This is a genomic window from Paraburkholderia sp. ZP32-5 (assembly GCF_021390495.1).
Taxonomy (GTDB): Bacteria; Pseudomonadota; Gammaproteobacteria; order Burkholderiales; family Burkholderiaceae; genus Paraburkholderia.
Map to the genome: position 1 here is coordinate 1185134 of NZ_JAJEJP010000002.1, position 24437 is coordinate 1209570.

Consider the following 24437-nt stretch of genomic DNA (forward strand, 5'->3'; position numbering starts at 1 on the left):
ATGAAGATCAAGGGTATCCGCTGGTGGATGGTCGGGCTCGTCGCGGCCGGGCTGGTCATCAATTATCTTGCGCGTAATACGCTGTCGGTCGCGGCGCCGACGTTGATGAAGGACCTCAACATCACGACCGAGCAGTATTCGCACGTGGTGGTGGCGTGGCAGCTTTGCTATGCGTTCATGCAGCCGGTCGCCGGCTTCGTGCTCGACACGATCGGCACCAAGCTCGGCTTCGCGGTGTTCGCGCTGGCGTGGTCGGTGGCGTGCGCGGCGGCGGCATGGGCGACGGGCTGGCAGAGCCTCGCGGTGTTCCGCGGTCTGCTCGGCCTCGCCGAATCGGCGGGTATCCCGGCTGGCGTGAAAGCGACGAGCGAATGGTTTCCCGCGAAGGAACGCTCGGTCGCGATCGGCTGGTTCAACATCGGCTCGTCGATCGGCGCGCTGCTCGCGCCGCCGCTGGTGGTGTGGGCGCTGCTGCGCGGCCAGTGGCAACTCGCGTTCGTGATCGTCGGCGTGGCGGGTATTGCCTGGAGCGTGCTATGGATGTTCGTCTACAAGCATCCGCGCAGCCAGAGGCTGCTGGGCGATGCCGAGCGCGACTACATTCTGAGCGGCCAGGAAGCGAAGCACAGCGACGACGTCAATACGCCGAAGCGCAACTGGCGCGCGATGCTCACGAGCCGCGATTTCTGGGCGATCGGTATTCCGCGGATTCTTTCCGAGCCGGCATGGCAAACGTTTAACGCGTGGATTCCGCTGTACATGATGACCGAGCGTCACATGAATCTGAAGGAAGTCGCGATGTTCGCGTGGATGCCGTTCCTTGCCGCCGATATCGGTTGCGTGCTCGGTGGTTATCTGAGCCCGCTGTTCCACAAGCATCTGAAGGTGTCGTTGTTCACGTCGCGCAAGATGGTGTTCGTCGTCGGTGCGCTGTTCATGATCGGGCCGGCGTGCGTGGGTCTGGTCGCGAGTCCGTATATGGCGGTGGCGCTGTTGTGCATCGGCGGCTTTGCGCACCAGACGCTGTCGGGAGCGCTGTACGCGATCACGTCGGATATGTTCGGCAAGAACGAAGTCGCGACCGCGACGGGCATGGGCGGCATGGCCGGCTATCTGGGCGCTGCCGCGTTCACCGCGCTGTTCGGCGTGCTCGTCACGCGGATCGGTTATAGCCCGCTGTTCGTCGTGCTTGCGGTGTTCGATCTGATTGCCGCGGTCGTGGTTTGTCTGATGGCGAAGAGCTCGGAGAAGATGCCGGAGCCGACGTGGGCATCGGGGCGGCCGGCTGTCGCGAAGTGAAATGAGTGACTGCTGAGGCTAGATGGCTGAGTTGGGAGTGAGAAGAGGCGGCGCCCAGAAGTGGGCGCCGTTTTTTGTTGGCGGGTTGGCGTAGTTGGCAAGCTGCTAATGCGGCATCACGCATGCGTGCACCGGCATCGGGTAGGGGGGCTACTCGCTTAGAAGGCGTTGTATTTCGTCGAGGAACGAAGCGGTGGTGTAGCCCAACCCCTCGGGACGAAAGCCCCGCCTGAACAACTGTTTGAACACCGCGTCCAGGTTATCCGGGTGTTCGCTCCTGAAAGTGTCTATTTCGCGAATCAGATTCTCGTAATCGTAAGGGCTGTCTTTCTTGTAGCACGCGACGATTTCTGGAACAGTTTCTCCAAAAAGGTCGAAGTCCTGGCCGAAGTACACGCTAAAGATATGGTCCATCGCTGGATAACGCTCTGAGGAACTCATCTCTTTCTCATTCAAGGTAAGCGGTAAGGATGTAATACGGCATTCCGTTACAGGTTTCGTATTTCAGGACGACGACAACCTTGTTCATTCGCTTAAGTTTGCCAGTTTCTCGCGTGACCCCGTAGCCAATGTCGCCAGAGACTACTTTGCTTACCATTGCCGTAGCCCTGCGAGTCGGAGTCCGCGCCCACGCGCTGATTTTTGCGGCGTTGACATGCATTGTTTCCGAAATAGCGCGCTCGACCTGCTCAATGGTTGTAAATGACGATACGACGTCTCGTGAGGGTTCGCGTCTCAGACGGTCCCTGAGCCATGCTTCGTCCTTGCCTACGTGCTTCAGAAGTGTGTGTCCCCCCGAGCCGTGGACTAAGCGCGTTCGCCTCATGCATCTGCAGATTGATCCGGCCCACGGCAATCCGCGAAACCCGCGCAGCCTTGATCGACCCGGCAAAGCCGAACGGCACGGCCAGATCGAGCGACAGGCCGATACTGTTCGCCATGTCCGGACTGGCCTTCATCGCCTCGGCCAGCTTCGTTGTGCCCTGCTGGATCAGTGTGGTCGTGTCTTGTGCCGTCCACATCTGCCGTAGACCGGCCGCTGCCGTATCGACACCATGGCTGCCGAACGCGATACATCCGGCCTTGCTCACCATCGTGGGTTCCGGCATCACGCACAGTGCACCGGCTCCCACCATTTCCAGCAGGCCGCCGACAAGTTGCAATCCGCCCCATAGCCGATTGGTCGCCATTTCGGCGGGGCCGATCGAATGGCGGCCGAGTACCGCCACCAGTTGCGGTGCACTGAGCACGACGCGCACGCCGTCCGGATTTTCTTCACGCGACATTCCGTTGTTCTCTGTGATTGTTTGGGGTCACCAAACTAGCAACCGATCACAGGGCAAGGAATGGGCGAAGGATGATTCTCGCGTTTGATGGCGCGAGTTTCTAAGGGCACGGGCAGGGCATCGCGCGCAGACTGCGCGTGATAATCAGGCAACCAAAGGAATCGAGCCCGCCGTCCCTCTTATGAAAACGGACGGCGGGCTCGATCACTACTTGGTGTAAAGGACTACAGGCGTAAAGGTGCGCCTCGCGACGCAATGCGTCGCCATGCTGAACGAACGTTCCTCGCGTGAGGCAACAGAGGTCGCGTCGCGACGTCTGTGTGCCGCATCCACTAAATCACGCCGGCTTCTGCCCGATCTCGTGATTCGCTAGCACTTCCAGCGCGCGCACCATCGCGGAGTGATCCCAGGCCTTGCCGCCATGCGCGACGCACGCGTTGAAAAGCGCCTGGCAGGTCGCGGTGTTCGGCAGCGACACGCCGAGTGCCTGCGCGGTCGACAGCGCAAGGTTCAGATCCTTCTGGTGCAGTTCGATACGGAAGCCCGGATCGAACGTGCGTTTGGTCATGCGCTCGCCGTGCACTTCGAGAATGCGCGACGACGCAAAGCCGCCCATCAGCGCCTCACGCACGCGCGCCGCGTCGACACCGGCCTTCGACGCAAGCAGCAGCGCTTCGCCGACCGCCTCGATGGTCGCCGCGACGATCACCTGGTTCGCGACCTTGCACACCTGGCCCGCGCCGACCGCGCCGATCAGCGTAATGTTCTTGCCCATCATGTCGAACAGCGGCTTGACGGTATCGAACGTCGCCTGCTCGCCGCCGACCATGATCGTGAGCGAACCGGCCTTCGCGCCGACTTCGCCGCCCGACACCGGCGCATCCAGATAGTCAGCGCCGGTTTCGCGCACGCGCGCCGCGAATTCGCGCGTTGCCATCGGCGAGATCGAGCTCATATCGACGACGATCTGACCTGCGCGCAGCGCGCTCGCCAGACCGTTCTCGCCGAACAGAACTCTCTCGACGTCCGGCGTGTCCGGCACCATCACGAAGATCACGTCCGCGTGCGCGGCCACCGCCGCCGGGTTGTCGCACGCGACGGCGCCGGCCTGCGTGAGATCGGCGGGCACGCCGCTGCGCGTGAACGCGGCGAGCGGCACGCCGTTCTTCAGAATGTTGGCGGCCATGGGCTTGCCCATGATGCCGAGTCCGATAAAGCCTGCTTTTTTCATGGAATGCTCCGAGGATGTCGTGGCGGCGGCGTTCAAGCCGTCCCCGCCGGTTTCTGCATGAAGTGTTTCTGCACCGCTTGCGCGGCGCCTTTGAGCAGCCCGAGATCCGCGCAGACGGCGACGACGCGCGCGCCCATCGACAGATAACGTTCCGCGTCGGCTTGCGCCGGCGCGAGAATGCCGCTGGATTTGCCGGCCGCTTTCGCACGCTCGAAGACGTGCGCGATTGCCTGCTGTACATCGGGATGGCTCGCGTTGCCGAGGTGGCCATACGATGCCGCGAGGTCGGACGGGCCGACGAAGACCGCGTCGATCCCATCTACTGCCAGAATACTGTCGATTGCGTCGACTGCCTTGTGGCTTTCGATCTGCGGGATCACGCAGACGTTGTCGTTAGCGATGCTGAAGTAGTCGGCGACGCTGCCGTAACGGTTGCCGCGATGGCCGACCGACACGCCGCGAATACCCTGCGGCGGGTAGCGTGTCGATGCGACCGCGCGCGCGGCGTCGTCGGCGCTGTCGACGAAGGGCACGAGGAAGTTGGAAAAGCCGCTATCGAGAAAGCGCTTGATGACGACGCTATCGTTGGCCGGCGGACGCACGACCGGGGCGCTGCCGCTGTCCTTGAGTGCCATCAGTTGCGGGATCAGCGTGAGCACGTCGTTGGGTGCGTGCTCGGCATCCAGCAGCATCCAGTCGAAGCCGATCGTGCCCAGCAGTTCGGTGACGATCGGACTGGCGAGCGACGCCCAGCAGCCGATCTGGGTCTCACCGGCGCGCACCGCGTGCCGGAAGCGGTTGGGCAAAGCCTGGTAGGGCGTGACTGCGGGCATGCGGTATCTCCTCGGCAGCAATGGATCGGGAAAAACTGGAACGGCGACCGACAAGCGCGGGCTATAACGTGGCAAAAAGCGGAGTTATAAGTCGTCGTACGTCTTGTTGAAGATTAGCATTGACCTCCGAGGTTGTAATCGTCACGTAAACCCGAATATCCTGATCTGACGGGCGTTTCGGGTTGCATGTAGCCCTCCCATTGTTGTAGGATGACCTATATCTAAAGCCTTTATTCGAGGAAAGCCAAAATGCCTATTACCGGCGAAATGCTGATCGGTCGTAAAGCGGTGCGCGGCGCGGAAAAACCGCTGCGCGCATTCAATCCTGCCACGGGTTCCGAGATTGCCGAGCCGGTGTTCGGCAGCGGCACCGTCGCCAATGTCGACGAGGCTTGCGCGCTCGCGCAACAGGCGTTCGACTCGTATCGTCAACTGCCGCTCGCGGTGCGCGCCGAGTTTCTGGATCGTATCGCCGATGGCATCACCGCGCTCGGCGATGAGCTGATCGAGCGCGCGCAGGCCGAATCCGGTTTGCCGAAAGCGCGTCTCGAGGGCGAGCGCGGCCGTACCACTGGCCAGCTGAAGCTGTTCGCGCAAACCGTGCGCGCGGGCCAGTGGCTCAACGCCACGCTCGATTCGCCGCTGCCGGATCGCAAGCCGCTGCCGCGCTCGGATCTGCGCATGCAGAAAATCGCGCTCGGCCCGGTCGCCGTGTTCGGCGCCAGCAATTTCCCGCTCGCGTTTTCGGTGGCGGGCGGCGACACCGCCGCGGCGCTCGCGGCTGGCTGCCCGGTCGTCGTCAAGGCGCACCGTGCGCACCTCGGTACGTCGGAGCTGGTCGGCCGCGTGATCCAGCGCGTCGCGCAAGAAATGGATCTGCCGGAAGGCGTGTTCTCGATGATCGTCGGCGCGGGCAACTCCGTCGGCGAAGCGCTGGTTGCGCATCCGGCGATCAAGGCGGTCGGCTTCACCGGCTCGCGCGCGGGCGGCACGTCGCTGATGCGCGTCGCGGCCGCGCGTCCGGAGCCGATTCCGGTCTACGCCGAAATGAGCAGCATCAACCCGGTGTTCCTGCTGTCGAACGCGCTGACTGCGCGCGGCGACAGCATTGCGCGCGGTTTCGTCGACTCGCTCGTGCTCGGCGCGGGCCAGTTCTGCACGAACCCGGGTCTCGCGATTGCAATCGACAGCGATGCGCTGAAGGGTTTCGTCGCGACGGCATCGGAAGCGCTCGCGGCCAAGCCGGCGCAGACCATGCTGACCTCGGGCATCCACGCCGCGTATGAAGACGGCGAGAGCAAGCTCGCGGCAACGAAGGGTGTGGAGGCGGTAGCGCGCGGTGTTGCGGCAACCGGTCCGACGCAGGCCTGTGCGGCGCTGTTCGTGACCGATGCGCAGACGTTCCTCGCGACCCCGGCGCTCGAAGACGAAGTGTTCGGCCCGGCTTCGACGATCATCCGCTGCAAGGACGAGCAGGAAATGCTGCAAGTCGCCGAGCACTTCGCCGGCCAGCTGACCGCCACGCTGCAGATGGACAACGCCGACGTCGCGGCCGCGCGCAAGCTCGTGCCGATTCTCGAGCGCAAGGCCGGCCGGATTCTGGTCAACGGTTTCCCGACTGGCGTCGAAGTGTGTCACGCGATGGTCCACGGCGGCCCGTTCCCCGCAACGTCGGACAGCCGCGCGACATCGGTCGGCACGACCTCGATCGATCGCTTCCTGCGCCCGGTGTGCTATCAGGATTTCCCGGCCGAGCTGCTGCCGGAAACGCTGGCTGACGGCAATCCGCTGGAACTGTGGCGCCGTCGTGATGGCGAGCTGACGCGTGGTTAACGCGTGAGTCTTTCCTGACCGCGCTGACTGAATTCGTGCCTGTGCCCATTGCCTGGGCACGAATTCAGAGAAGGGCGCAGACAAAGACGATAACCATTACGCGATAAAAGCCGCGAGAAATAAAAAATGGCCGGGAAATTTCCCGGCCATTTTTTTCGTCAGCGATTTGCGCGTAATCAGCTATTCGCTTCGCTTGCCTCATTCGCGCGACGCAGCCGCTCACGGCTATTCGACAGATGCATACGCATTGCCGCGCGTGCGCCCTCAGCGTCGTGCCGCGTGATCGCTTCGAGAATGCTCTCGTGTTCGAGATTGACGAGCGACAGATACGCATCCGGATCGGCGCGCGCAATGCCGGCCGAATCGAGCCGGTTGCGCGGAATCAGCGCACTGCCCATCTGCGAGAGGATGTCGACGAAATAGCGGTTGCCGGTTGCCCGCGCGACCGAGATGTGGAACTGAAGGTCGGCTTCCACGCTATCGAGCCCGTTGTGACGCGTGGCTTCGATCGCGTCGAGAGCGATGCGCATGCGTTCGAGGTCGTCCGGCTTCGCGCGTTGCGCGGCGAGACCCGCACATTCGGTTTCGAGGCTGATACGTAGCTCGAGAATGGACAGCACGTCGCGCAGCGTGGTGGCGGGCACCATGTCGATGCCGAGCTTTTCGCGCTGCGGCTCGAGCACGAAGCTGCCGATACCATGGCGCGTCTCGATGATCTTGCCCGCCTGCAGACGCGAAATTGCTTCGCGAATCACCGTGCGGCTGACGCTCAGCGTGTTCATCAGCTGCGATTCGGTCGGAAGTTTGTCGCCGGGCTTCAGCGCATTGGTTGCAATCTGCTCGGTGACGTAGTTGACGACGAACTCGGCAAGATTGCGAGCGCGTCGTGGCGGTGCCGCGGATGCCAGTGGTGTAGCCATCGAAAACGCTCCTTGAGCGGATGTTTGCAGAGAGACCTGTATTTTCATTATATCGTCGTCTGACGACTGATTATATAAGCGCCCGATCATTTTAGGCGCAAATGTCACATATATCGGCGGATGCCCGCCGGGCGGCGCACGGCGGCCACTGATGCAGCGTGCATGAAGGCCTCCCGGGGGCTGGAAGTACGATAACTGCGACGGCTCAGATGCCGCGCAACTCGACGCGCTTGATGTCCTTGACGATCACCAGGTAGCTGATCACCGTGAGCAACGCGTTGGCGCCGACGAACACCAGCGCGCCGTTGAACGACCCCGAGCGCGCAACCAGATAGCCGATCACGATCGGCGTCACGATACCGGCGGCGTTGCCGAACATATTGAAAATCGCGCCGGAGAGCCCCAGCGCCTGCTTCGGCGACGTATCGGCGACCACAGCCCAGCCGAGCGCGCCGATACCCTTGCCGAAGAACGCGAGCGACATCAGCGCGACGACGATCCAGTCGGTCGACACGTAGTTGCAGCCGATGATGCAGGTCGACAGCAGCATCCCGCCGACGATCGGCACCTTGCGCGCGACGGTCAACGAACAGCCGCGGCGGATCAGCCCATCCGACAGCACGCCGCCGAGCACTCCGCCGAGAAAGCCGCAGATCGCCGGCAGCGATGCCACGAGGCCCGCATGCAGGATCGTCATGCCGCGCGCTTGCACGAGGTAGATCGGAAACCACGTCAGGAAGAAGTAGGTGAGCACGTTGATGCAGAACTGCGCGAGATAGACGCCGAGCAGCATGCGGTTGGCAAGCAACTGGCGCAGCAGCGCCCAACCGCCGGTCTCCGGCAGGTCGGCGGGACTGGTCTTGCGCGCGCCGCTCACGAGGCCGCCGCCTTGCTCGATGTATTCGAGTTCGGCGCGCGATACGCGCGGGTGGTCGGTGGGGTTCTTCATCACCTTGAGCCACGTGAGCGCGAGCAGCAGCCCGATCACGCCCATCACCACATAGACCGAATGCCAGCCGAACGCGTGGGTGAGCCAGGCCATCAGCGGCGTGAACACGACCGCGGCGAAGTACTGCGCCGCGTTGAAGATCGCCGACGCGGTGCCGCGCTCGTTGGTCGGAAACCAGCTCGCGACGACTTTCGCATTAGCCGGGAACGCCGGCGATTCGGCCGCGCCCATCGCGAAGCGCAGCACGAACAGCGCGGTGACCGCGGCTGCGGCGCTACCGAGCAGTCCAATCGCGCCTTGCAGCAGCGTGAACAGCGACCACGAGAAGATGCTCGCCGCGTACACGCGTCGCGCGCCGAAACGATCGAGCAGCCAGCCGGCCGGCAGTTGCGACAGCACGTAGGCCCAGCTGAATGCGGAGAAGATGTAGCCCATGCGGATTGCGTCGAGGCTGAACGCCGCGCGCATTGCCGAGCCGGTGATGGACAGCGTCGCGCGGTCCGCGTAGTTGAGCGTGGTGATCAGAAAGATCAGCAGCAGAATCGCATAGCGGACCTTGGTGCGCACCGCTGTGTTGGCGCCGTCGGCGCTATTGGTGCTATCGCTGGCATGAGTGGAACCGGCCGTGCGGCTCATGTCCATGAGGCATCTCCTGTAGGGGCTGGCGAGAGGGGGCGACTCGCCGGGGTACTCGTTGGCCGTCTGCCTGTTGGGCAAAACCCGGCGCAAAAGTCGGGCAAAAAACAAGAACGCCCGGCGACGTTGCCGTGCCGGGCGCTCTCGACGGGGCCATCTATGTGGCCCTCGTTCATCAGGTTCGCGCGGTGCGCGCAAACCTTGACGCCAATCTATTACTGCGGTCCAAGCTTCTTGATCAGTGCATCGAGCTGTTCCATTTCTTCCGGCGTCAGATCGGTCAGCGGTGCGCGCACCGGACCCGCGTCGTGACCGACCAGCTTTGCGCCAGCCTTGACGATGCTGACCGCGTAGCCTGCGCGGCGATTGCGGATCTTCAGGTACGGCATGAAGAATTCGTCGAGCAGCTTGCCGACCGTTGCGTGATCGTCAGCGGCGATCGCGTGGTAGAAGTCCATCGCGGTCTTCGGAATGAAGTTGAACACCGCCGACGAGTACACCGGCACGCCCAGCGCCTTGTACGCGGCCGCGTAGACTTCCGCGGTCGGCAGGCCGCCGAGGTACGAGAAGCGGTCGCCCATGCGGCGGCGGATCGTCACCATGTTTTCGATCTCACCGACGCCGTCCTTGAAACCGATCAGGTTCGGGCAGCGCTCGGCCAGACGCTCGAGCATGTCGGCGTTCAGCTTCGAGTTCGCGCGGTTGTAGATGATCACGCCCATGTTCGGCACGGCCTTGCAGACTTCTTCCGCGTGCACCGCGATGCCTTCCACGCTCGCTTCGGTCAGGTAGTGCGGCATCAGCAGGATGCCGTGCGCGCCGAGGCGCTCCGCTTCCTTCGCGTACGCAATCGCGACGCGGGTCGGGCCGCCGGCGCCGGCGAGGATCGGCACCTTGCCCTTGCAGACTTCAGTCGCGGTACGCACCACGTTCGAGTAGTCGTCTTGCGTGAGCGAGAAGAATTCGCCCGTGCCGCCGGCGACGAACAGGGCCGAAGCGCCGTACGGAGCGAGCCATTCGAGGCGCTTCGCGTACGTGTCGGCGCGGAAGTTGCCCTGTGCGTCGAAGTCGGTAACGGGGAAGGACAGGAGGCCTTCCGAAACGATCTGCTTGAGTTCCTGCGGTGTCGTCATGATTGAATATCCAGGCTTCGGTTTGAGTCGGGTTTGAGTCGATTAGTCAGTTCCGACTAGTCTTACAGAGGTCAGACTAGTAGAGATTTTTTAGAAATGTAGATTTCTTATACGTCATCGTACAACAACAAATTCAGTAACTCAACGGGGTTTCGCGGCATAATGCATCCCATAGGGTAAATACGGAACATCCTCATAAAGTTTGATGTTGTAGGATGACGTATGATTAGCTCGCGCAGCGATTTTATAGCGCGTTAAGGATCGATCAATGGAACAGACTCCGCTCTACATTCGCGTTCACCCCAATGACAATGTCGCGATCGTCGTCAACGATGGCGGTCTGGGTGAGGGCGCGGTATTCCCCGATGGTCTGCGGTTGCGCGAGCGCGTGCCGCAAGGCCACAAGGTCGCGCTGGCCGATCTCGCCGAGGGCGACGAGGTTATCCGCTACAACGTGGTCATCGGCTACGCGCTCAAGCCGCTGCCGAAGGGCAGCTGGATCAACGAACACGTAATCCGCATGCCGAGCCCGCCGGGGCTCGAAGACCTGCCGATCGCGACCACCAAAGCGCCCGAAATGCCGCCGCTCGACGGCTACACATTCGAGGGCTACCGCAACGCCGACGGCTCGGTCGGTACCCGCAACATCCTCGCGATCACGACGACGGTGCAGTGCGTGGCCGACGTGGTTCAACACGCGGTCACCCGCATCAAGGCCGAGCTGCTGCCGAAATACCCGAACGTCGACGACGTGGTGAGCCTCGGCCATACCTACGGCTGCGGCGTCGCGATCGACGCGCCGGACGCGATGGTGCCGATCCGCACCGTACGCAATATCGCTCTGAATCCGAACTTCGGCGGCGAGGTAATGATGGTGAGCCTCGGCTGCGAAAAGCTGCAGCCCGAGCGCCTGATGCCGCCGGGCACGATTCCGATCGCGGCGGCCGCGATGGTCGACGACGTTGCCGACATCGGCGACGTTGCGCTGGATCAGAACGGCGACGTCGTCGTGTTGCAGGACGAATCGCACGTCGGCTTCCAGTCGATGATCACGTCGATCATGAAGATGGCCGAAGGCCATCTGAAGCGGCTGAATAACCGCCGCCGCGAAACCTGCCCGGCATCCGATCTCGTGATCGGCGTGCAGTGCGGCGGCAGCGATGCTTTCTCCGGCCTGACCGCGAACCCGGCCGTCGGTTTCGCGACCGATCTGCTGGTGCGCGCCGGCGCGACGGTGATGTTCTCCGAAGTGACCGAAGTGCGCGACGGCGTCGATCAACTGACCGCGCGCGCGGCCAACGCGGACGTCGCCGCGGCGATCATCCGCGAGATGCAATGGTATGACGATTATCTGAAGCGCGGCGGCGCCGATCGCAGCGCGAACACCACGCCCGGCAACAAGAAGGGCGGCCTGTCGAACATCGTCGAAAAGGCGATGGGCTCGATCATCAAGTCGGGAAACTCGGCTATTTCCGGCGTGCTGTCGCCGGGCGAGAAGGTCAACCAGAAGGGGCTGATTTACGCGGCCACGCCAGCCAGCGACTTCATCTGCGGCACGCTGCAGGTTGCCTCGGGCATCACGCTGCACGTGTTCACGACCGGCCGCGGCACACCGTACAGCCTCGCCGAAGTGCCGGTCATCAAGGTCGCGACGCGCTCGGACCTCGCGCGCCGCTGGTTCGACCTGATGGACATCAACGCCGGCACGATCGCGACCGGTCAGTCGACCATCGAAGAGGTGGGCTGGGAGTTGTTCCGCCTGATGCTCGAAGTCGCGAGCGGCCGCCAGGAAACCTGCGCGGAGAAGCTCAAACTGCATAACGCGTTGACGCTGTTCAACCCGGCGCCGGTGACCTGATTCAGGACATTTGCTCCGTCAAGCCTCGAACGAGCGCCGGCTGATACCGGCGCTCGCTTTTCTGTTCAGTTGATCCGATCGCAATCACAGAAACAAAGACATGACCGATTCGAACGTTGACCGCTCCGCGGTAAAGAAACCCTTCCGCCGTCTGCTGCTCACCGGCGCGGCCGGCAACCTCGGCAAGCAGTTGCGCCCGGCGCTCGCAGACTGGGCGGATATCGTGCGCGTCTCCGACATCGCGTCGCTCGGCGAAGTCGCGGCGCACGAGGAAGCCGCCGTCGTCAATCTCGCTGACGAAGCGGCGGTTCACGCGCTGCTCGACGGTGTGGACGCTGTGGTGCATCTCGGCGGCATTTCCGTCGAGGCGCCGTTCGAGGACCTGCTCGAAGCGAATATCCGCGGGCTGTACAACCTGTATTCGGCCGCGCAGAAGCAGGGCGTCAAGCGCGTCATCTATGCAAGCTCGAATCATGCGGTGGGCTTCCATCCGGTGACGTCGGTCGTCGGTACGGACGCGCCGTTGCGTCCTGATGGCCTGTACGGCGTGACCAAGTGCTTCGGCGAATCGCTGTCGCGCTACTACTTCGACCGCTTCGGTCTGGAGACCGTCTGCCTGCGGATCGGCTCGTCGTTCGAGCAACCGAAGTCCGCGCGCATGCTCGTCACGTATCTGAGCTATCGCGATTTCATCGAACTGGTGCGCTGCTCGCTATTCACAAATCGCGTCGGTCACGCGATCGTCTACGGCGTGTCGAACAACCGCATTTCGTGGGTCGACAATACGAACGCGTCGTTCCTCGGCTTCCGTCCGAAAGACAGCTCCGAGCAATTCGAGCACCTGTTCCCGCCGAGCGCGCCCGATACCCGTTACGACGATCCGACCCAGCAGTTCCAGGGCGGTCCGTTCGTGCTCGCGGGGCCGATGGAGCCGAAGCGGACAGGGGAATCAAAATAATGGGCGCGACGGCTGGTCCGAAAGTCGAGCGGCTCGAAGCAGCCGGCCCGCTGCCGGCGGCGACCGGTGAAAGCCCGGTTTGGCGCGCGGCGGAGCAGGCGCTGTACTGGGTCGATATCCCGGCGAAGAAAATCGTACGTGCGCGCATCGAATCCGGTGAGCGCACCGAATGGCAGTTGCCCGAGCAGGTCGCCTGCATCGCGTTCAATCGCGAGGGCACGGTGCTTGCCGGTTGCGAGACCGGGCTCTTCGCGGTCACGTTGGGGCAAGGTTTGGGCGCGCAAAGCGGCGAACCGCTGCCGGTGACCGTGCGCAAGCTCGCGGCCCCTGAATTCCCGCGCGCCGGCATGCGCTTCAACGATGGCCGCTGTGACCGGCAAGGGCGCTTCTGGGCCGGCACGATGGTGCAGGACATGGCGGCGGCGATTCCGGATGGCGCGCTCTACCGCTTCGACGAACAAGGCGTGTTATCCGCGCCGGTCGTCGATTCGCTGATTACGCAAAACGGCCTCGGCTGGTCGCCGGACGGTACGACGATGTATCTGTCCGATTCGCATCCGCTGCGCCGGCTGATCTGGGCGTTCGACTACGACATCGAGACCGGCGAGCCGCGCAACCAGCGCGTATTCGCCGATCTGAACCATTACTCGGGACGCCCCGATGGCGCCGCGGTCGACGCCGACGGCTGCTACTGGATCTGCGCGAACGATGCCGGCCTGCTGCTTCGCTTTACGCCGCAAGGCAAACTCGACCGGCAGATCGCGCTGCCGGCCGTGAAGCCGGCAATGTGCGCATTCGGCGGAAGCAGTCTGGACACGCTGTTCGTCACATCGATTCGCCCGGGCAACGGCGCGAGCGAGCATGACGGTCATGTGTTCGCGGTGCGGCCCGGCGTGACCGGGCTGCCCGAGCCCGAATTCGCGGGCCAACTGTAATCGGGCTTGCACCGCATCGACGCCGGGACGAAGCAGTTCTCCCGGCGTTTTGTTTTGGGGCGCATTCTATGGCCCTTTATTCGTCACTCGTCGTACAACATACCGCATTAAGACGGTAGTCGCTTCGCATTTAATCTCAAAAAAACAACACTTCACGAGACCTTTTTCCTATCCGTGTCGGCACCGCGCCAAGCCAGTGTGCGCGCCGACGCCGTGCCACACCGGTCATTGATACCGGCCATCGCCTGGGTGCGGGTAAATACCGTCTGTACAAGTCAAAAGCGCTTTACTAGACTTCGTATGTCGTCGTACAACATATGAGCCCAAACAAATTGCTTTCTGCTGGTTTGGGCCCCGTAGTAGTGCGAACACGGCGGCTTTTCTGGGCAGACATTTTTCATGCAAGCCGAAAAGCTCGCCGACGTGACCGAAGTAAGAAGTCGACTTGTCGGCTGGAGTGCTGGGTAACTGTGCCGGGGACGTTGCACAGCCAGTACGGCAACGCGTGCGCAACCCGCGAAGGGATGAGCGCGAAGCCGGAGACGCATTAAAACCATGTCGCATCCGCAATCGATGGGATGGTCTATTTTTCAAGGAATGTCACGATGAACAAGAAGTTTGCCTCTTCCCGTGTTTCGATGATCGTCGCAGCCGCGGCGCTGGCGTTCAGCACGATGTCGGCCGAAGCGCGCGTGTTCCGCTCCGCGGACGTGCATGGCGACACTTTCCCGACCAACATGGCCGTCAAGCACATGGGCGAGGAGATCAGCAAGGCGACAGATGGCAAGGACTCGATCAAGGTCTTCGGCAACAGCGCGCTCGGCTCCGAAAACGATACGATTGACCAGATCCGCATCGGCGCACTCGACATGGGGCGTATCAACGGCGCAGCGTTCAACGAGATCGTGCCGGAATCGATGATCCCGTCGCTGCCGTTCCTGTTCCGCGATATCGACCATTTCCGCAAGGTGATGTATGGCCCGGAAGGCCAGAAGATTCTCGACGCGTTCGCGGCGAAGGGCATGATCGCGCTGACGTTCTACGAGAGCGGCGCGCGTTCGATGTACGCGAAGAAGCCGATCAAATCGCCGGCTGACATGAAGGGCGTGAAGGTGCGCGTGCAACCGTCGGACCTGATGGTCGACGAGATCAAGGCGATGGGCGGCACGCCGACCCCGATGCCTTTCGCGGAAGTCTATACGGGGCTGAAGACCGGCCTCGTCGACGGCGCGGAAAACAACCTGCCGTCGTACGAAGAAACCAAGCACTTCGAAGTCGCGACCGTCTACTCGGAAACCGAGCATTCGATGACGCCGGAAGTGGTGGTGTTCTCGAAGAAGGTGTGGGACACGCTGACCCCCCAAGAGCAACAGATCATCAAGAAGGCAGCGGCCGATTCGGTGCCGTACTACGTGAAGCTGTGGACCGCGCGTGAAGCCGAAGCACAGAACACGGTCACGAAGGGTGGCGCAACGATCATCCCGGCCGCGCAAATCGACCGTGCGGCTTTCGTGAAGGCGATGCAGCCGGTGTGGGCGAAGTATGAAAAGACCCCGCAGATGAAGCAGATCGTCGACGAAATCGAAGCAATCAAGTAAGTCTCGCGTCCCGGACGCAATCGGCATAGGCCAATCGTGACAGCAGCGGCGTGAATAGCCTCGTGGGGAAACTCAAGGGCTTTTCCGCCGCGTCATGTTGTGTGTGCGATTGCATGCCGTGGAGGTGGTGGTGAGTGTTAAAGACAGGTCGGTCGTAAGCCAGGACGGGGTCAATGAGTTTCCTTAAACGCCCAAATGATTTTCTCTTTCGCACGCTGCTGGTAGTGGCATCGCTGAGTCTCGCGATCCTCTGCCTGCTCGTGATCTATAGCGTCGTGATGCGGTACATCTTCAACGACGCACCGGATTTCGTCGAACCCATCGCGCTGCTGCTGGTGATCGCAATCGCCATGTTCGGCGCGGCGCTGAAAGTGCGCGAGGGCGGCCATATCGGACTCGACTCGTTCGTGAAGAAGTTGCCGCCGAAAGGCCAGGTCGCCGTGACGGCCATTCAACATATCTGCCTGACTGCTTTTGCGGTCGCGGTATTCGTCGGTTGCTTCGAGATGGCGGAAACCACGATGCACGATCGTATTCCGATCATTGGTGTGCCAGAAGGGCTGCGCTATTGCATTCCGATCGTCGCGAGCGTGTGCATCGCGTTGTTCTCGATCGAGCATCTGCTCGCGCTCTTCGCCAGGAAACAAAAGTAGAACAATCATGGAACTTGCCCTCCTTACCGTCAGTTTTCTCGTCTTCCTCTTTCTAGGGGTTCCTGTTTCATTCTCGTTGGGACTGGCCTGCGTTCTGACGTATCTGTACGAAGGTCTGCCGACCGCTACCGCGATGCAGGCAATGATCTCGGGGATGAACGGTTTTTCGTTTCTCGCGGTCCCGTTCTTCATTTTCTCCGGCGAGCTGATGCTTCATGGCGGTATCGCCGATCGCATTCTGCGTTTCGCGCAGGCAACGGTCGGTCATTTCCGCGGTGGTCTCGGCATGGCCAACGTGGTTGCCTGTACGTTGTTCGGCGGCGTGTCGGGTTCGCCGACCGCGGATACGTCGGCAATGGGCGGCGTGGTCATTCCGTTGATGAAGCGTGAAGGTTATAGCGCGGCCTACGCGGTGAACGTGACGACGCACTCGTCGCTCGCCGGCGCGCTGATGCCGACGTCGACCAACATGATCATCTACGCGTTCGCGGCGCAAGGCGTGAGCGGCGTGCTGAACGGCCAGCAGATGAGCGGCGTGTCGATCGGCGATCTGCTGTTCTCCGGTCTGCTGCCGGTGCTGTGGGTGATGGGCTTCGTGCTGATCGCCGCTTACTGGCAAGCAGTCAAGTACGGCTACCCGCGTCGCGCGGATGGTTCGACGGCGCTGCAGAAATTCCCGGGCTGGATGGCGGTATTGCGCGCGTTCATCGGCGCGGTGCCGGGTCTGATGGTGATCGCGATCATCCTGTTCTGCGTGGCGCGCGGTATTGCCACCGCGACGGAAGCGGCGGCGATTGCGGTCGGCTACTCGCTCGTCCTCACGATCGTCGTGTACCGCTCGATGACGCTCGCCAAGCTCGGCCATGCGCTCGGCAAGGCCGCGAAAACCACCGGCGTGGTGCTGCTGCTGATCGGCGTGTCGAACATGCTGCGCTTCCAGATGGCGTACCTGGAGATTCCGGATGCGATCGAACGCATGCTCGATGGCGCGACCAGCCTGCCGTGGCTGATGCTGCTGTACATCAACGTGATTCAGGTGTTCCTCGGTACGTTCGTCGATATGGCGGCGCACATCCTGATCACGACGCCGCTGTTTCTGCCGATGGCCATGCATAACGGCGTGGGTCCGGTGCAGTTCGGCATCATGATTCTGTTGAATTGCGCATTGGGTCTCGTGCATCCGCCGATTGGCTCTGTGCAGTTCATCGGATGCGCGATTGGCAATGTGTCGATTGGTGAAACTACCAAGGTGGCGTGGCCGTATTACCTCGCTATCTTTTCGGCCATCAATATCGTCACCTACATGCCGTGGTTTTCGACCTGGCTGCCAAGCGTGATCAACGGTCACCCGGTGTTCTGATCAAACAATCATCTTCCACACTCAGCGGCGCTTGCACAGGCCGTCTATAGAAAGTTTTTAACAGAGGAGTAAAAATGAAAAAGGCACTCGTAACTTCGGCCTTGGGGTTGGTCGCCCTGGGCGCGCATGCACAAAGCAGCGTGACGTTGTACGGTATTGTCGATACGGGGTTGGGTTATCAAAGCAGCTCGGCAGCACTGGGTTCGAACTCGGGTGGCCGCTCGCAAGTCAAGATGGTCAACGGCGTTTGGGCCGGTAGCCGTTTCGGCCTGAAGGGCTCGGAAGATCTGGGCGGCGGCACGAAGGCGATTTTCCAGTTGGAGCAGGGCTTTAACAGCGCAACCGGCGCGGAAGGCGTGTCGGGTCTGGCGTTCAACCGTCAGGCATGGGTTGGTATGACGAACAATACGTTCGGTACCCTGACGGCTGGTCGTCAGTACACCTCGTACTACACGCTGCTGTCGCCGTACAGCCCGACCACGTGGCTGACCGGCGCATATGGCGCGCACCCGGGTGATATCGACTCGCTGGATACGCTGTATCGCGCGAACAATTCGCTGGTCTACACGTCGCCGAACTTCCACGGCCTGACGGTTAGCGGTTCGTACTCGCTGGGCGGCACGCCGGGCAGCTTCAGCGCCGGTCAAACCTGGAGCGCGGCAGCACAGTACATCGCCGGCCCGATCGGTATCGCAGCAGGTATCCAGCGCATCGACAACGGCAACACGGCCGGCGGTGCATGGGGCGCGAACTCGACGACGTCGAACAACGGCTCGCAAGCAGGCGTGTCGGCTATCAACAACGGTTTCCAGTCGGCAGCGAAGCAGCAGCGCGTTGCAGTGACCGGCGGCTACGCGTTCAACTCGGCATGGGATGTTTCGTTCGCGTACTCGAACGTGCAATATGCCGCGGGCACCGCGTCGCTGTTCCACGGCACGCAGATCTGGAACACCGGCGGCGCAGTGCTGCACTGGAAGCCGATCTCGGTGCTGGACCTGGCCGCTGGCTATAGCTACACCCGTGCAACGTCGTCGAATGGCATCCAGAACACGGCTAGCTACAACCAGTTCAACCTGTCCCAGTACTACACGCTGTCGAAGCGTACCGGCCTGTACGCGCTGGAAGCTTACCAACGTGCTGGCGGTCAGACGCTGGGCACGAACGGCAAGACCATCATCAACGCAACGGCAGACATCGGCGACGGCCAGAACAGCGCACCGTCGTCGTCGCGCAGCATGGTTGCTGTCGGCGTGGGCATCATCCACAAGTTCTAAGCACTTAGGTGAAAGGCGGCACGTTGTATTGCCGCCACGGCAACGCGTTGAAAATACGCGTTGCCCTTCATACGGGCTGCGTACGATAAGTGCGCAGCTTTTTTTTCGCGCCGTGAAAGATCTGTCGCTCGCGTTGCGCGAAAGCTATTGCACGGCACGGATCGCTGTTGCATCGATGCGACATCGACGTCATCTCGATGCGATGCCGCCGCGATGAAATCGCAATCAGGCTACTCAGGCCTCCGACCATAAACGGCCACCCGTTGCCCAGTTTTCGCGTTTCACGTCGGTGAGAATAATGTCGACAGAATTCGGTTCGACGCCGAGCGATTCGCAGGTCGCCTTCGTGATGGCTTCGACGAATTCGCGTTTCTGTTCCAGCGTGCGGCCTTCGAAGAGTTCGATACGAAACGTGGGCATGACATGACTCCGTGAAGAAAACAATTGAGAAGTGAGTAAAGCGGATTCGCGTGGGATTGCTGATTCAATTGCAATTTCAGTTGCGAATACAAGCACCGATTCAATCGCGATAACCGCGATCGAACCGGTCGAGCTTGCGTAACAGCGCAGGCCATTCGAGCGCGCCTTCGATCGCGCCACCGTCGTAGAGCTGCTCGGCGGTACGCGCGGCGATCGTGTCGGTCGGCATCACGAGCGGCGCGCCACAAGCTTGCGCCTGCAACTGGATTTCACAGGCCTTCAGTAGCGTCGCCATCAGTACATAGGCTTCGGCGATCGTGCGGCCTACGGTTAGCGTGCCGTGATTACGCAACAGCATCGCCGGATGACTAGCGAGATGCGCGACGAGGCGTTCGCCTTCGGGCGGCGAGAACGCGAGGCCCTCGTAGTCGTGATACGCGAGTTGGCCGTAAAAGCGCAGCGCGTGCTGCGACGCGGGCAACAAACCGGCCGGCTGCGCGGACACCGCGACCCCTGCAGTGTTATGCAGATGCATCGCGCAGAATGCGTCGGCGCGTGCGGCATGCACGGCGGCGTGCAGCGCGAAGCCCGTCGCGTTCACCGGATGTTCGCTGGCGCCGACGATATTGCCGGCGATGTCGATCTTGACGAGATTCGACGCGCGCACTTCATCGAAGGCGAGACCGAATGGATTGATCAGGAAGTGGCCCGGTTCGCCAGGGACGCTCGCCGAAATATGCGTATAGATCAGATCGTCCCAGCCGTTGAGCGCGGCGAGCCGGTAGGCGGCGGCGAGATCGATGCGGGTCTGCTGCTCTGCTTCCGACAGCGGACCGCTCGCGGCGATACGGCCGGCGGGTGAATGCGCGAACGACATATCCATCTCCCATGCAAAGCTGTCGACCCGGAGTCAGCGCTTCAGCGCTTATTCCGATCCCATGCGAAGCCCGCTCTATCGCAACATCGCTGAAGCGGGCTTGCGATCCTACCGCACGACAGCTAGTTCGTGCTCGCGCTTTCCGCGCCGCTCGCCTGTGCCACCGGCTCGTGCGTGTTACGGCGCTGCAGCCACTGGATGCTCCACGCCGCGAGCACGAACGGCGCGGTCAGCGCGGGCCAGCCGAAATGCGCGGCGGCCATCTGCAGCAGCACCGATATCGCGACGCCACCCAGCACCGGCGCGAAACCGATGCCGAGGCCCGCCAGTGCGAGCGCGGTGAGCGCGCCATTGAATCCCAGCATACCGCTATCGAGCAAACCGGGACTGGCGTGAAGCAACAGATGCATCGCGCAGCCGAGTGCCGCGCCGATCAGCCCATACAGCGCCTGCTTGCGTGAAGCACCGGCAATCCCGATCAGCACCAGCACACCGGCCAGCGGGCCGGGCGCAAAGGCGCTTTGCGCGAGACTCGTGAGCACACCGTTGCCGAACCGCAGCGCGTCGAGCGAATGAACGGGCAGCGCGCTTGCGGCCCGCATGTGGCCAGCGAGGAATGGCAGCCAGAGCCACGTGATGATCAGGTACGGGCTCGAAAAGCAGCAGAGGCCGCGCATGCGCAGCCAGCGCGATAAGGGCCGCAGAAGCCACGCGGTACAGCTCGCGGCGGCGATCGACACGATCGCCGCAAGCAACGGATCGGCAATCAGAATGAAGGCGACGAGGCCTGCGAGCGCGCCGTTGAAGCCGTGCATGCCGACACGGGTATCGGCCTCGGGACAACCGGCGAGCGTCGCGTTCAGGTTCGCCGCGATGGCGCCGATCAACGCGGCGCAGGCAAGCCGCGGTCCGCTCAACAGCCATGCGGCGAGCAGGCAGACGCCGGTAAAGGCGTTCGGTTGCAGGACGACCTGGCCCAGGCTGCGCAGCAGCGTGCGCAACCAGGCACGGAGCGCGGTACTGAGCGCGGTATTGGGCGCATTCGGTTGCGGGGCGGTCACGGTGACGGAGTCAAAGTCAAAGCCAGAAGCGGAGTCAAAGCCGAAGTCGAAGTCGGAGACTGGATGATTACACACGCGAGCATAGATCAACGATGCCGCGCGAATCACTGCCGCGCGTTGATAGTGGCTATTTGTCGTCCGTGCATGCCTGGGTCCGATGCGCTGTGCCCGCACGCTTTCGCGCTACGATTAAGCTATCGGCGCGCCGCGCCGTTTCGCGAGGAGAAGCCGATGCGTGAATTACGATGGGCCTCGGAGGAGGGGGACGGCATCGAACATCTGATTTTCGACGCGCGCGACGATGGCTTCGCGGTCGAGAGCGTCGTTATCGGGCAGCGCTACGGCAAAGCGTATGGATTGCACTACACGGTGCGCTGCGATGCTCGATGGCGTACGCGTCATGCGTGGCTGAAGATCGTCGGCGGCGGCGAACTCGAGTTGCGCAGCGATGGCGCGGGCCATTGGCGCGACGGCCACGGCCTCACGCTGAGTGCGCTCGAAGGCTGTATCGACATCGATATCGCGGCGACACCGTTTACCAACACGCTGCCGATCCGCCGGCTGCAACTGGCGCAAGGCGAGCGCCGGCCGATCGAGGTCGCCTATATCTCGACACCGGATTTACAGGTCACGCGTGCGGAGCAGGCGTACACGTGCATCGAATTGAATCGCGAGTATCGCTACGAAGGCATTTTCCGTGACTTCATCGCGGACATGAAGATAGATAACGACGGTCTCGTGATCGACTATCCGACGTTGTTCGCACGCTTGCCGCGCGCGCGTTAGGGGCGCTCGTCGGGCGCACTCGATGCGCCGTCGCCGAGCGTACGCTGCATCAGCGTCGTGTCGAGCCAGCGGCCGTGCTTGTAGCCGACCGCTTTCAGCGTGCCGGTCAGCTCGAAGCCTAGCTGTCTATGCAACGACAGCGAGCCGCCGTTGCCGCCATCGGCGATCACCGCAATCATCTGGCGCCACGGTCCGCTTTCGCAACGTTCGATCAGTGCCTGCAGCAGCACGCGTCCGATACCGCGTCCGCGATACGCATCGCTGACATAGATCGAATCTTCGATCGTGTTGCGATAGGCAGCACGTGGACGATACGGCGTCGCATAGCAATAGCCGGCGACCACGCCGTCGATTTCCGCAACCATATAGGGCAAACCATGGCCGCGTACGGCCGCGAGCCGTGCGCGCAAGTCGTCGACGGACGGCGGGGTTTCTTCGAACGACGCGACGCCGGTCAGTACGTGGTGCGCGTAGATCGCCTGGATCGCGGGGAGATCGGCGTCGATGGCGTCGCGGATGTGCGGTGCGTGAGGGGTGTTGTTCATCGGCGTTCGGGAATCAAAGATCGAACTGGTCGAATTCGCTTTGCAACTCGCGGTTGTGCGCGACGCGTTCGTCGATCGCCGGCCCGAGCCGTTCGACGACTGCGGAGATCAGCAGATTGAACAGGCAGGTGAGCGGTGCGAGCGAATCCCAGAACTGGCCGACATCGGTCTTGACCTGCAGAAGGTCGCCGTCGAAATCGCGTGCCCACGGGCAGTAGATATCGGTGACGAGCGCGAACGGCAGACCGCGGCGCGACGCGGCTTCGCAATAGCGGCGCGCGATCGCCGAGTACGCGCGCGTGTCGGTGACGAGCAGATAGGGCGCGGCGAATTCCGAGTTCAGCGAATCGACGTACGAGCCCGACATGCCGTCGGAATAGAACACGCGCGGGCGGATGTATTCGAGGTAGCTGTAGAACGCGTTGCTGATGCCGCGCGTCGATTGAATGCCGAGGATGTAGATCGCGTCGGCGTTGGCGATGCGCTCGGCAACGCGCGCGAACATCGGCGAGCGCGCGAGTTCGTACACGTGCTGGATCGCGCCGATTTCGAGTTCGAGCGACTGGGCGAGTGCGGCATCGCGGGGCGACGAGTTAGTGGTGCCGGCGGCGCGCGGCGCGGACTCGCTGGTCTGGGCCACCTGATCCGCGCCGCGGCGGAATGCATCGAGCCGGTCGGTGATCAGCCACGGACGCTCCTGGGTGCCGCGCAGTTCGCGCTTCAGGTCGTCGAGGTTCTGATAGCCGATGCTGCGCAGAAAGCGGCCCACCGAAATACCGCTCGTGCCGGCCTGCTGCGCGATCTGATCGGCGGTTTCGAGACCGAGCCGGTCGAGATTCGCGAGCATGTAGCTGGCGACGCGTTTCGAGGTCGGTGTGAGTTCGGCAAAACGGGCTTCGACGGTTTGGGCAAAAGCGGTCGGCATCGTAAGTCGTGGCGCTGAGCGGTGGTTAAGTCATCGCAGGAATGATGACATATCGATCCACCGGACGCCCAATTCCGTCCTGAAAAGGACGGTTGCCCACGGGCTTGCGGTTTGCGTCAGACAGCCGGCCGCGCCGGTGCCGCGCGCGAGAAGCGCCGCGCGCCCACCACGCAGGCGACCACGACGACGGTGACGATAATCATCGACGGCGGCACCTGTTCGTGCAGCAGCAAGCCGGCGAGCAGCAGGCCGAAGAACGGCTGCAGCAACTGCAGTTGCCCGACCGCCGCGATGCCGCCGAGCGCGAGCCCGCGATACCAGAACACGAAGCCGATCAGCATACTGAACAGCGACACATACGCGAGGCCCCACAGTGCCGCGGCGCTGACGCCTTCGAACGACACCGGCCGCGTCCACCACGCGAGCGGCAGCATCAGCGGCAGCGACAGCACCAGCGCCCACGAAATAACCTGCCAGCCGCCGAGATCGCGCGACAGCCGCGCGCCTTCCGCATAGCCGAGCCCGCACACGACGATCGCGGCGAGCATCAGCGCATCGCCGAGCGGCGATGTATCGACGCCATGACGCAGCGCGAACGCGGCCACCGCGATGCTGCCGAATGCCGAGAACACCCAGAACGCCGGCTGCGGCCGCTCGCCGCCGCGCAGCACACCGAAGATCGCGGTGGAGAGCGGCAGCAGGCCGATGAAGACGATTGCGTGCGCGGAGCTGACGTGACGCAGCGCGAGCGCGGTCAGCAGCGGAAAGCCGACCACCACGCCGAGCGCGACGATCACCAGCGGCAGCAGATCGCGGCGCGCGGGGCGTGTTTCACGAAACATCAGCAACAGCAGCAGACCCAGCACGCCCGCGATCGTTGCGCGTGCGACGGTCAGAAACACCGGATCGAGCCCCTGCACCGCCAGCCGCGTGGCCGGCAGCGAGCCGCTGAAAATCAGTACGCCGGCAAAGCCGCTGAGCCAGCCGCTGGTTGTCTTTTCCATTGAAAGAATCCATTGCGAGCAAAGAAGCCATGATGCTCCGCGCCGCTGAAAACGGTAAGCTAC

General features: G+C 62.6%; 22 protein-coding genes and 1 pseudogene. 10 read left to right on the forward strand and 13 right to left on the reverse strand.

Annotation, left to right across the window (positions count from 1 at the left end):
• Positions 1-1299 carry an MFS transporter gene (locus tag L0U82_RS24060; protein ID WP_233835184.1) on the forward strand — a complete coding sequence of 433 codons (1299 nt, stop codon included), beginning with the start codon at positions 1-3 and terminating at the stop codon, positions 1297-1299.
• A 150-nt stretch (positions 1300-1449) separates the two neighbouring features.
• Here the strand turns inward: L0U82_RS24060 and L0U82_RS24065 are convergent, their stop codons facing one another.
• From L0U82_RS24065 to garL, 4 genes and pseudogenes are all read right to left on the reverse strand, one after another.
• Entirely contained in the window at positions 1450-1740 is a 291-nt protein-coding gene (locus L0U82_RS24065) for a contact-dependent growth inhibition system immunity protein (RefSeq protein WP_233835186.1), read from the reverse strand.
• A gap of 7 nt (positions 1741-1747) precedes the next feature.
• Positions 1748-2585 (reverse strand): annotated as a pseudogene (locus L0U82_RS24070) (RNase A-like domain-containing protein).
• A 337-nt stretch (positions 2586-2922) separates the two neighbouring features.
• Positions 2923-3852, reverse strand: coding sequence for a 2-hydroxy-3-oxopropionate reductase (locus L0U82_RS24075; RefSeq protein WP_442793658.1), 930 nt, complete (start codon positions 3850-3852; stop codon positions 2923-2925).
• Positions 3849-4649, reverse strand: a complete 801-nt coding sequence (garL, locus tag L0U82_RS24080; RefSeq protein ID WP_233835190.1) for a 2-dehydro-3-deoxyglucarate aldolase — start codon at positions 4647-4649, stop codon at positions 3849-3851. The genes L0U82_RS24075 and garL overlap by 4 nt, the downstream gene beginning before the upstream one ends.
• 249 nt (positions 4650-4898) lie before the next feature.
• Between garL and L0U82_RS24085 the strand changes: the two genes are divergently transcribed.
• Positions 4899-6482, forward strand: coding sequence for an aldehyde dehydrogenase (NADP(+)) (locus L0U82_RS24085; protein ID WP_233835192.1), 1584 nt, complete (start codon positions 4899-4901; stop codon positions 6480-6482).
• A gap of 176 nt (positions 6483-6658) precedes the next feature.
• Here the strand turns inward: L0U82_RS24085 and L0U82_RS24090 are convergent, their stop codons facing one another.
• The 3 genes from L0U82_RS24090 to kdgD form a co-directional block, all read right to left on the reverse strand.
• Positions 6659-7402, reverse strand: coding sequence for a FadR/GntR family transcriptional regulator (locus tag L0U82_RS24090; RefSeq protein ID WP_233835194.1), 744 nt, complete (start codon positions 7400-7402; stop codon positions 6659-6661).
• 205 nt (positions 7403-7607) lie between these two features.
• Positions 7608-8993, reverse strand: coding sequence for an MFS transporter (locus L0U82_RS24095; protein WP_233835195.1), 1386 nt, complete (start codon positions 8991-8993; stop codon positions 7608-7610).
• A gap of 209 nt (positions 8994-9202) precedes the next feature.
• Positions 9203-10120, reverse strand: a complete 918-nt coding sequence (gene kdgD, locus L0U82_RS24100) for a 5-dehydro-4-deoxyglucarate dehydratase (RefSeq protein ID WP_233835196.1) — start codon at positions 10118-10120, stop codon at positions 9203-9205.
• 268 nt (positions 10121-10388) lie between these two features.
• On the opposite strand from kdgD, the gene garD reads away from it, so the two are divergent.
• The 7 genes from garD (at position 10389) to L0U82_RS24135 (ending at position 18756) form a co-directional block, all read left to right on the forward strand.
• A complete protein-coding gene (gene garD, locus L0U82_RS24105) occupies positions 10389-11978 on the forward strand; it encodes a galactarate dehydratase (protein ID WP_233835197.1) in 1590 nt (529 codons plus the stop codon).
• 100 nt (positions 11979-12078) lie between these two features.
• A complete protein-coding gene (locus L0U82_RS24110) occupies positions 12079-12936 on the forward strand; it encodes an NAD-dependent epimerase/dehydratase family protein (RefSeq protein ID WP_233835198.1) in 858 nt (285 codons plus the stop codon).
• Positions 12936-13871 carry an SMP-30/gluconolactonase/LRE family protein gene (locus tag L0U82_RS24115; protein ID WP_233835199.1) on the forward strand — a complete coding sequence of 312 codons (936 nt, stop codon included), beginning with the start codon at positions 12936-12938 and terminating at the stop codon, positions 13869-13871. The genes L0U82_RS24110 and L0U82_RS24115 overlap by 1 nt, the downstream gene beginning before the upstream one ends.
• Positions 13872-14476: 605 nt before the next feature.
• Complete coding sequence (locus L0U82_RS24120) at positions 14477-15469, forward strand: TRAP transporter substrate-binding protein (RefSeq protein ID WP_233835200.1); 993 nt, start codon at positions 14477-14479, stop codon at positions 15467-15469.
• Between the two features lie 173 nt (positions 15470-15642).
• Positions 15643-16122 (forward strand): TRAP transporter small permease, encoded by a 480-nt coding sequence (locus L0U82_RS24125; protein WP_233835201.1) that lies wholly within the window; start codon positions 15643-15645, stop codon positions 16120-16122.
• Positions 16123-16129: 7 nt separating this feature from the next.
• Entirely contained in the window at positions 16130-17482 is a 1353-nt protein-coding gene (locus L0U82_RS24130) for a TRAP transporter large permease (protein ID WP_233835202.1), read from the forward strand.
• Between the two features lie 74 nt (positions 17483-17556).
• The gene (locus L0U82_RS24135) at positions 17557-18756 is read left to right on the forward strand and encodes a porin (RefSeq protein ID WP_233835203.1); all 1200 of its coding nucleotides are present in this window, start codon (positions 17557-17559) and stop codon (positions 18754-18756) included.
• 234 nt (positions 18757-18990) lie between these two features.
• Here the strand turns inward: L0U82_RS24135 and L0U82_RS24140 are convergent, their stop codons facing one another.
• The 3 genes from L0U82_RS24140 to L0U82_RS24150 all read right to left on the reverse strand — a co-directional run bounded on the left by L0U82_RS24140 (position 18991) and on the right by L0U82_RS24150 (position 21114).
• A complete protein-coding gene (locus tag L0U82_RS24140) occupies positions 18991-19200 on the reverse strand; it encodes a 4-oxalocrotonate tautomerase (RefSeq protein WP_267929801.1) in 210 nt (69 codons plus the stop codon).
• Positions 19201-19276: 76 nt separating this feature from the next.
• Positions 19277-20053 carry a class II aldolase/adducin family protein gene (locus tag L0U82_RS24145; RefSeq protein ID WP_233835205.1) on the reverse strand — a complete coding sequence of 259 codons (777 nt, stop codon included), beginning with the start codon at positions 20051-20053 and terminating at the stop codon, positions 19277-19279.
• Between the two features lie 122 nt (positions 20054-20175).
• Positions 20176-21114, reverse strand: a complete 939-nt coding sequence (locus L0U82_RS24150) for an urea transporter (protein ID WP_233835206.1) — start codon at positions 21112-21114, stop codon at positions 20176-20178.
• A gap of 231 nt (positions 21115-21345) precedes the next feature.
• On the opposite strand from L0U82_RS24150, the gene L0U82_RS24155 reads away from it, so the two are divergent.
• On the forward strand, positions 21346-21900 hold the full coding sequence (locus tag L0U82_RS24155) for a putative glycolipid-binding domain-containing protein (RefSeq protein ID WP_233835207.1): 555 nt from the start codon (positions 21346-21348) through the stop codon (positions 21898-21900).
• Here the strand turns inward: L0U82_RS24155 and L0U82_RS24160 are convergent.
• The 3 genes from L0U82_RS24160 to L0U82_RS24170 form a co-directional block, all read right to left on the reverse strand.
• The gene (locus L0U82_RS24160; protein WP_233835208.1) at positions 21897-22445 is read right to left on the reverse strand and encodes a GNAT family N-acetyltransferase; all 549 of its coding nucleotides are present in this window, start codon (positions 22443-22445) and stop codon (positions 21897-21899) included. The genes L0U82_RS24155 and L0U82_RS24160 overlap by 4 nt on opposite strands.
• Before the next feature lie 13 nt (positions 22446-22458).
• The gene (gene sapR, locus L0U82_RS24165; protein WP_233835209.1) at positions 22459-23370 is read right to left on the reverse strand and encodes a sap1 transcriptional regulator SapR; all 912 of its coding nucleotides are present in this window, start codon (positions 23368-23370) and stop codon (positions 22459-22461) included.
• Positions 23371-23486: 116 nt separating this feature from the next.
• Complete coding sequence (locus tag L0U82_RS24170; RefSeq protein WP_233835210.1) at positions 23487-24374, reverse strand: DMT family transporter; 888 nt, start codon at positions 24372-24374, stop codon at positions 23487-23489.
• Positions 24375-24437: the final 63 nt, after the last annotated feature.

Bases quoted from the DNA above. Each gene is read 5' to 3' on its own strand.
- L0U82_RS24090 (WP_233835194.1), bottom strand. From the start codon at position 7,402: ATGGCTACACCACTGGCATCCGCGGCACCGCCACGACGCGCTCGCAAT.
- L0U82_RS24155 (WP_233835207.1), top strand. From the start codon at position 21,346: ATGCGTGAATTACGATGGGCCTCGGAGGAGGGGGACGGCATCGAACAT.
- L0U82_RS24120 (WP_233835200.1), top strand. From the start codon at position 14,477: ATGAACAAGAAGTTTGCCTCTTCCCGTGTTTCGATGATCGTCGCAGCC.
- L0U82_RS24130 (WP_233835202.1), top strand. From the start codon at position 16,130: ATGGAACTTGCCCTCCTTACCGTCAGTTTTCTCGTCTTCCTCTTTCTA.
- L0U82_RS24060 (WP_233835184.1), top strand. From the start codon at position 1: ATGAAGATCAAGGGTATCCGCTGGTGGATGGTCGGGCTCGTCGCGGCC.
- L0U82_RS24065 (WP_233835186.1), bottom strand. From the start codon at position 1,740: ATGAGTTCCTCAGAGCGTTATCCAGCGATGGACCATATCTTTAGCGTG.
- sapR (WP_233835209.1), bottom strand. From the start codon at position 23,370: ATGCCGACCGCTTTTGCCCAAACCGTCGAAGCCCGTTTTGCCGAACTC.
- L0U82_RS24110 (WP_233835198.1), top strand. From the start codon at position 12,079: ATGACCGATTCGAACGTTGACCGCTCCGCGGTAAAGAAACCCTTCCGC.
- garD (WP_233835197.1), top strand. From the start codon at position 10,389: ATGGAACAGACTCCGCTCTACATTCGCGTTCACCCCAATGACAATGTC.
- L0U82_RS24125 (WP_233835201.1), top strand. From the start codon at position 15,643: ATGAGTTTCCTTAAACGCCCAAATGATTTTCTCTTTCGCACGCTGCTG.
- garL (WP_233835190.1), bottom strand. From the start codon at position 4,649: ATGCCCGCAGTCACGCCCTACCAGGCTTTGCCCAACCGCTTCCGGCAC.
- L0U82_RS24145 (WP_233835205.1), bottom strand. From the start codon at position 20,053: ATGTCGTTCGCGCATTCACCCGCCGGCCGTATCGCCGCGAGCGGTCCG.
- L0U82_RS24135 (WP_233835203.1), top strand. From the start codon at position 17,557: ATGAAAAAGGCACTCGTAACTTCGGCCTTGGGGTTGGTCGCCCTGGGC.
- L0U82_RS24095 (WP_233835195.1), bottom strand. From the start codon at position 8,993: ATGGACATGAGCCGCACGGCCGGTTCCACTCATGCCAGCGATAGCACC.
- L0U82_RS24115 (WP_233835199.1), top strand. From the start codon at position 12,936: ATGGGCGCGACGGCTGGTCCGAAAGTCGAGCGGCTCGAAGCAGCCGGC.
- kdgD (WP_233835196.1), bottom strand. From the start codon at position 10,120: ATGACGACACCGCAGGAACTCAAGCAGATCGTTTCGGAAGGCCTCCTG.
- L0U82_RS24085 (WP_233835192.1), top strand. From the start codon at position 4,899: ATGCCTATTACCGGCGAAATGCTGATCGGTCGTAAAGCGGTGCGCGGC.
- L0U82_RS24160 (WP_233835208.1), bottom strand. From the start codon at position 22,445: ATGAACAACACCCCTCACGCACCGCACATCCGCGACGCCATCGACGCC.
- L0U82_RS24170 (WP_233835210.1), bottom strand. From the start codon at position 24,374: ATGGAAAAGACAACCAGCGGCTGGCTCAGCGGCTTTGCCGGCGTACTG.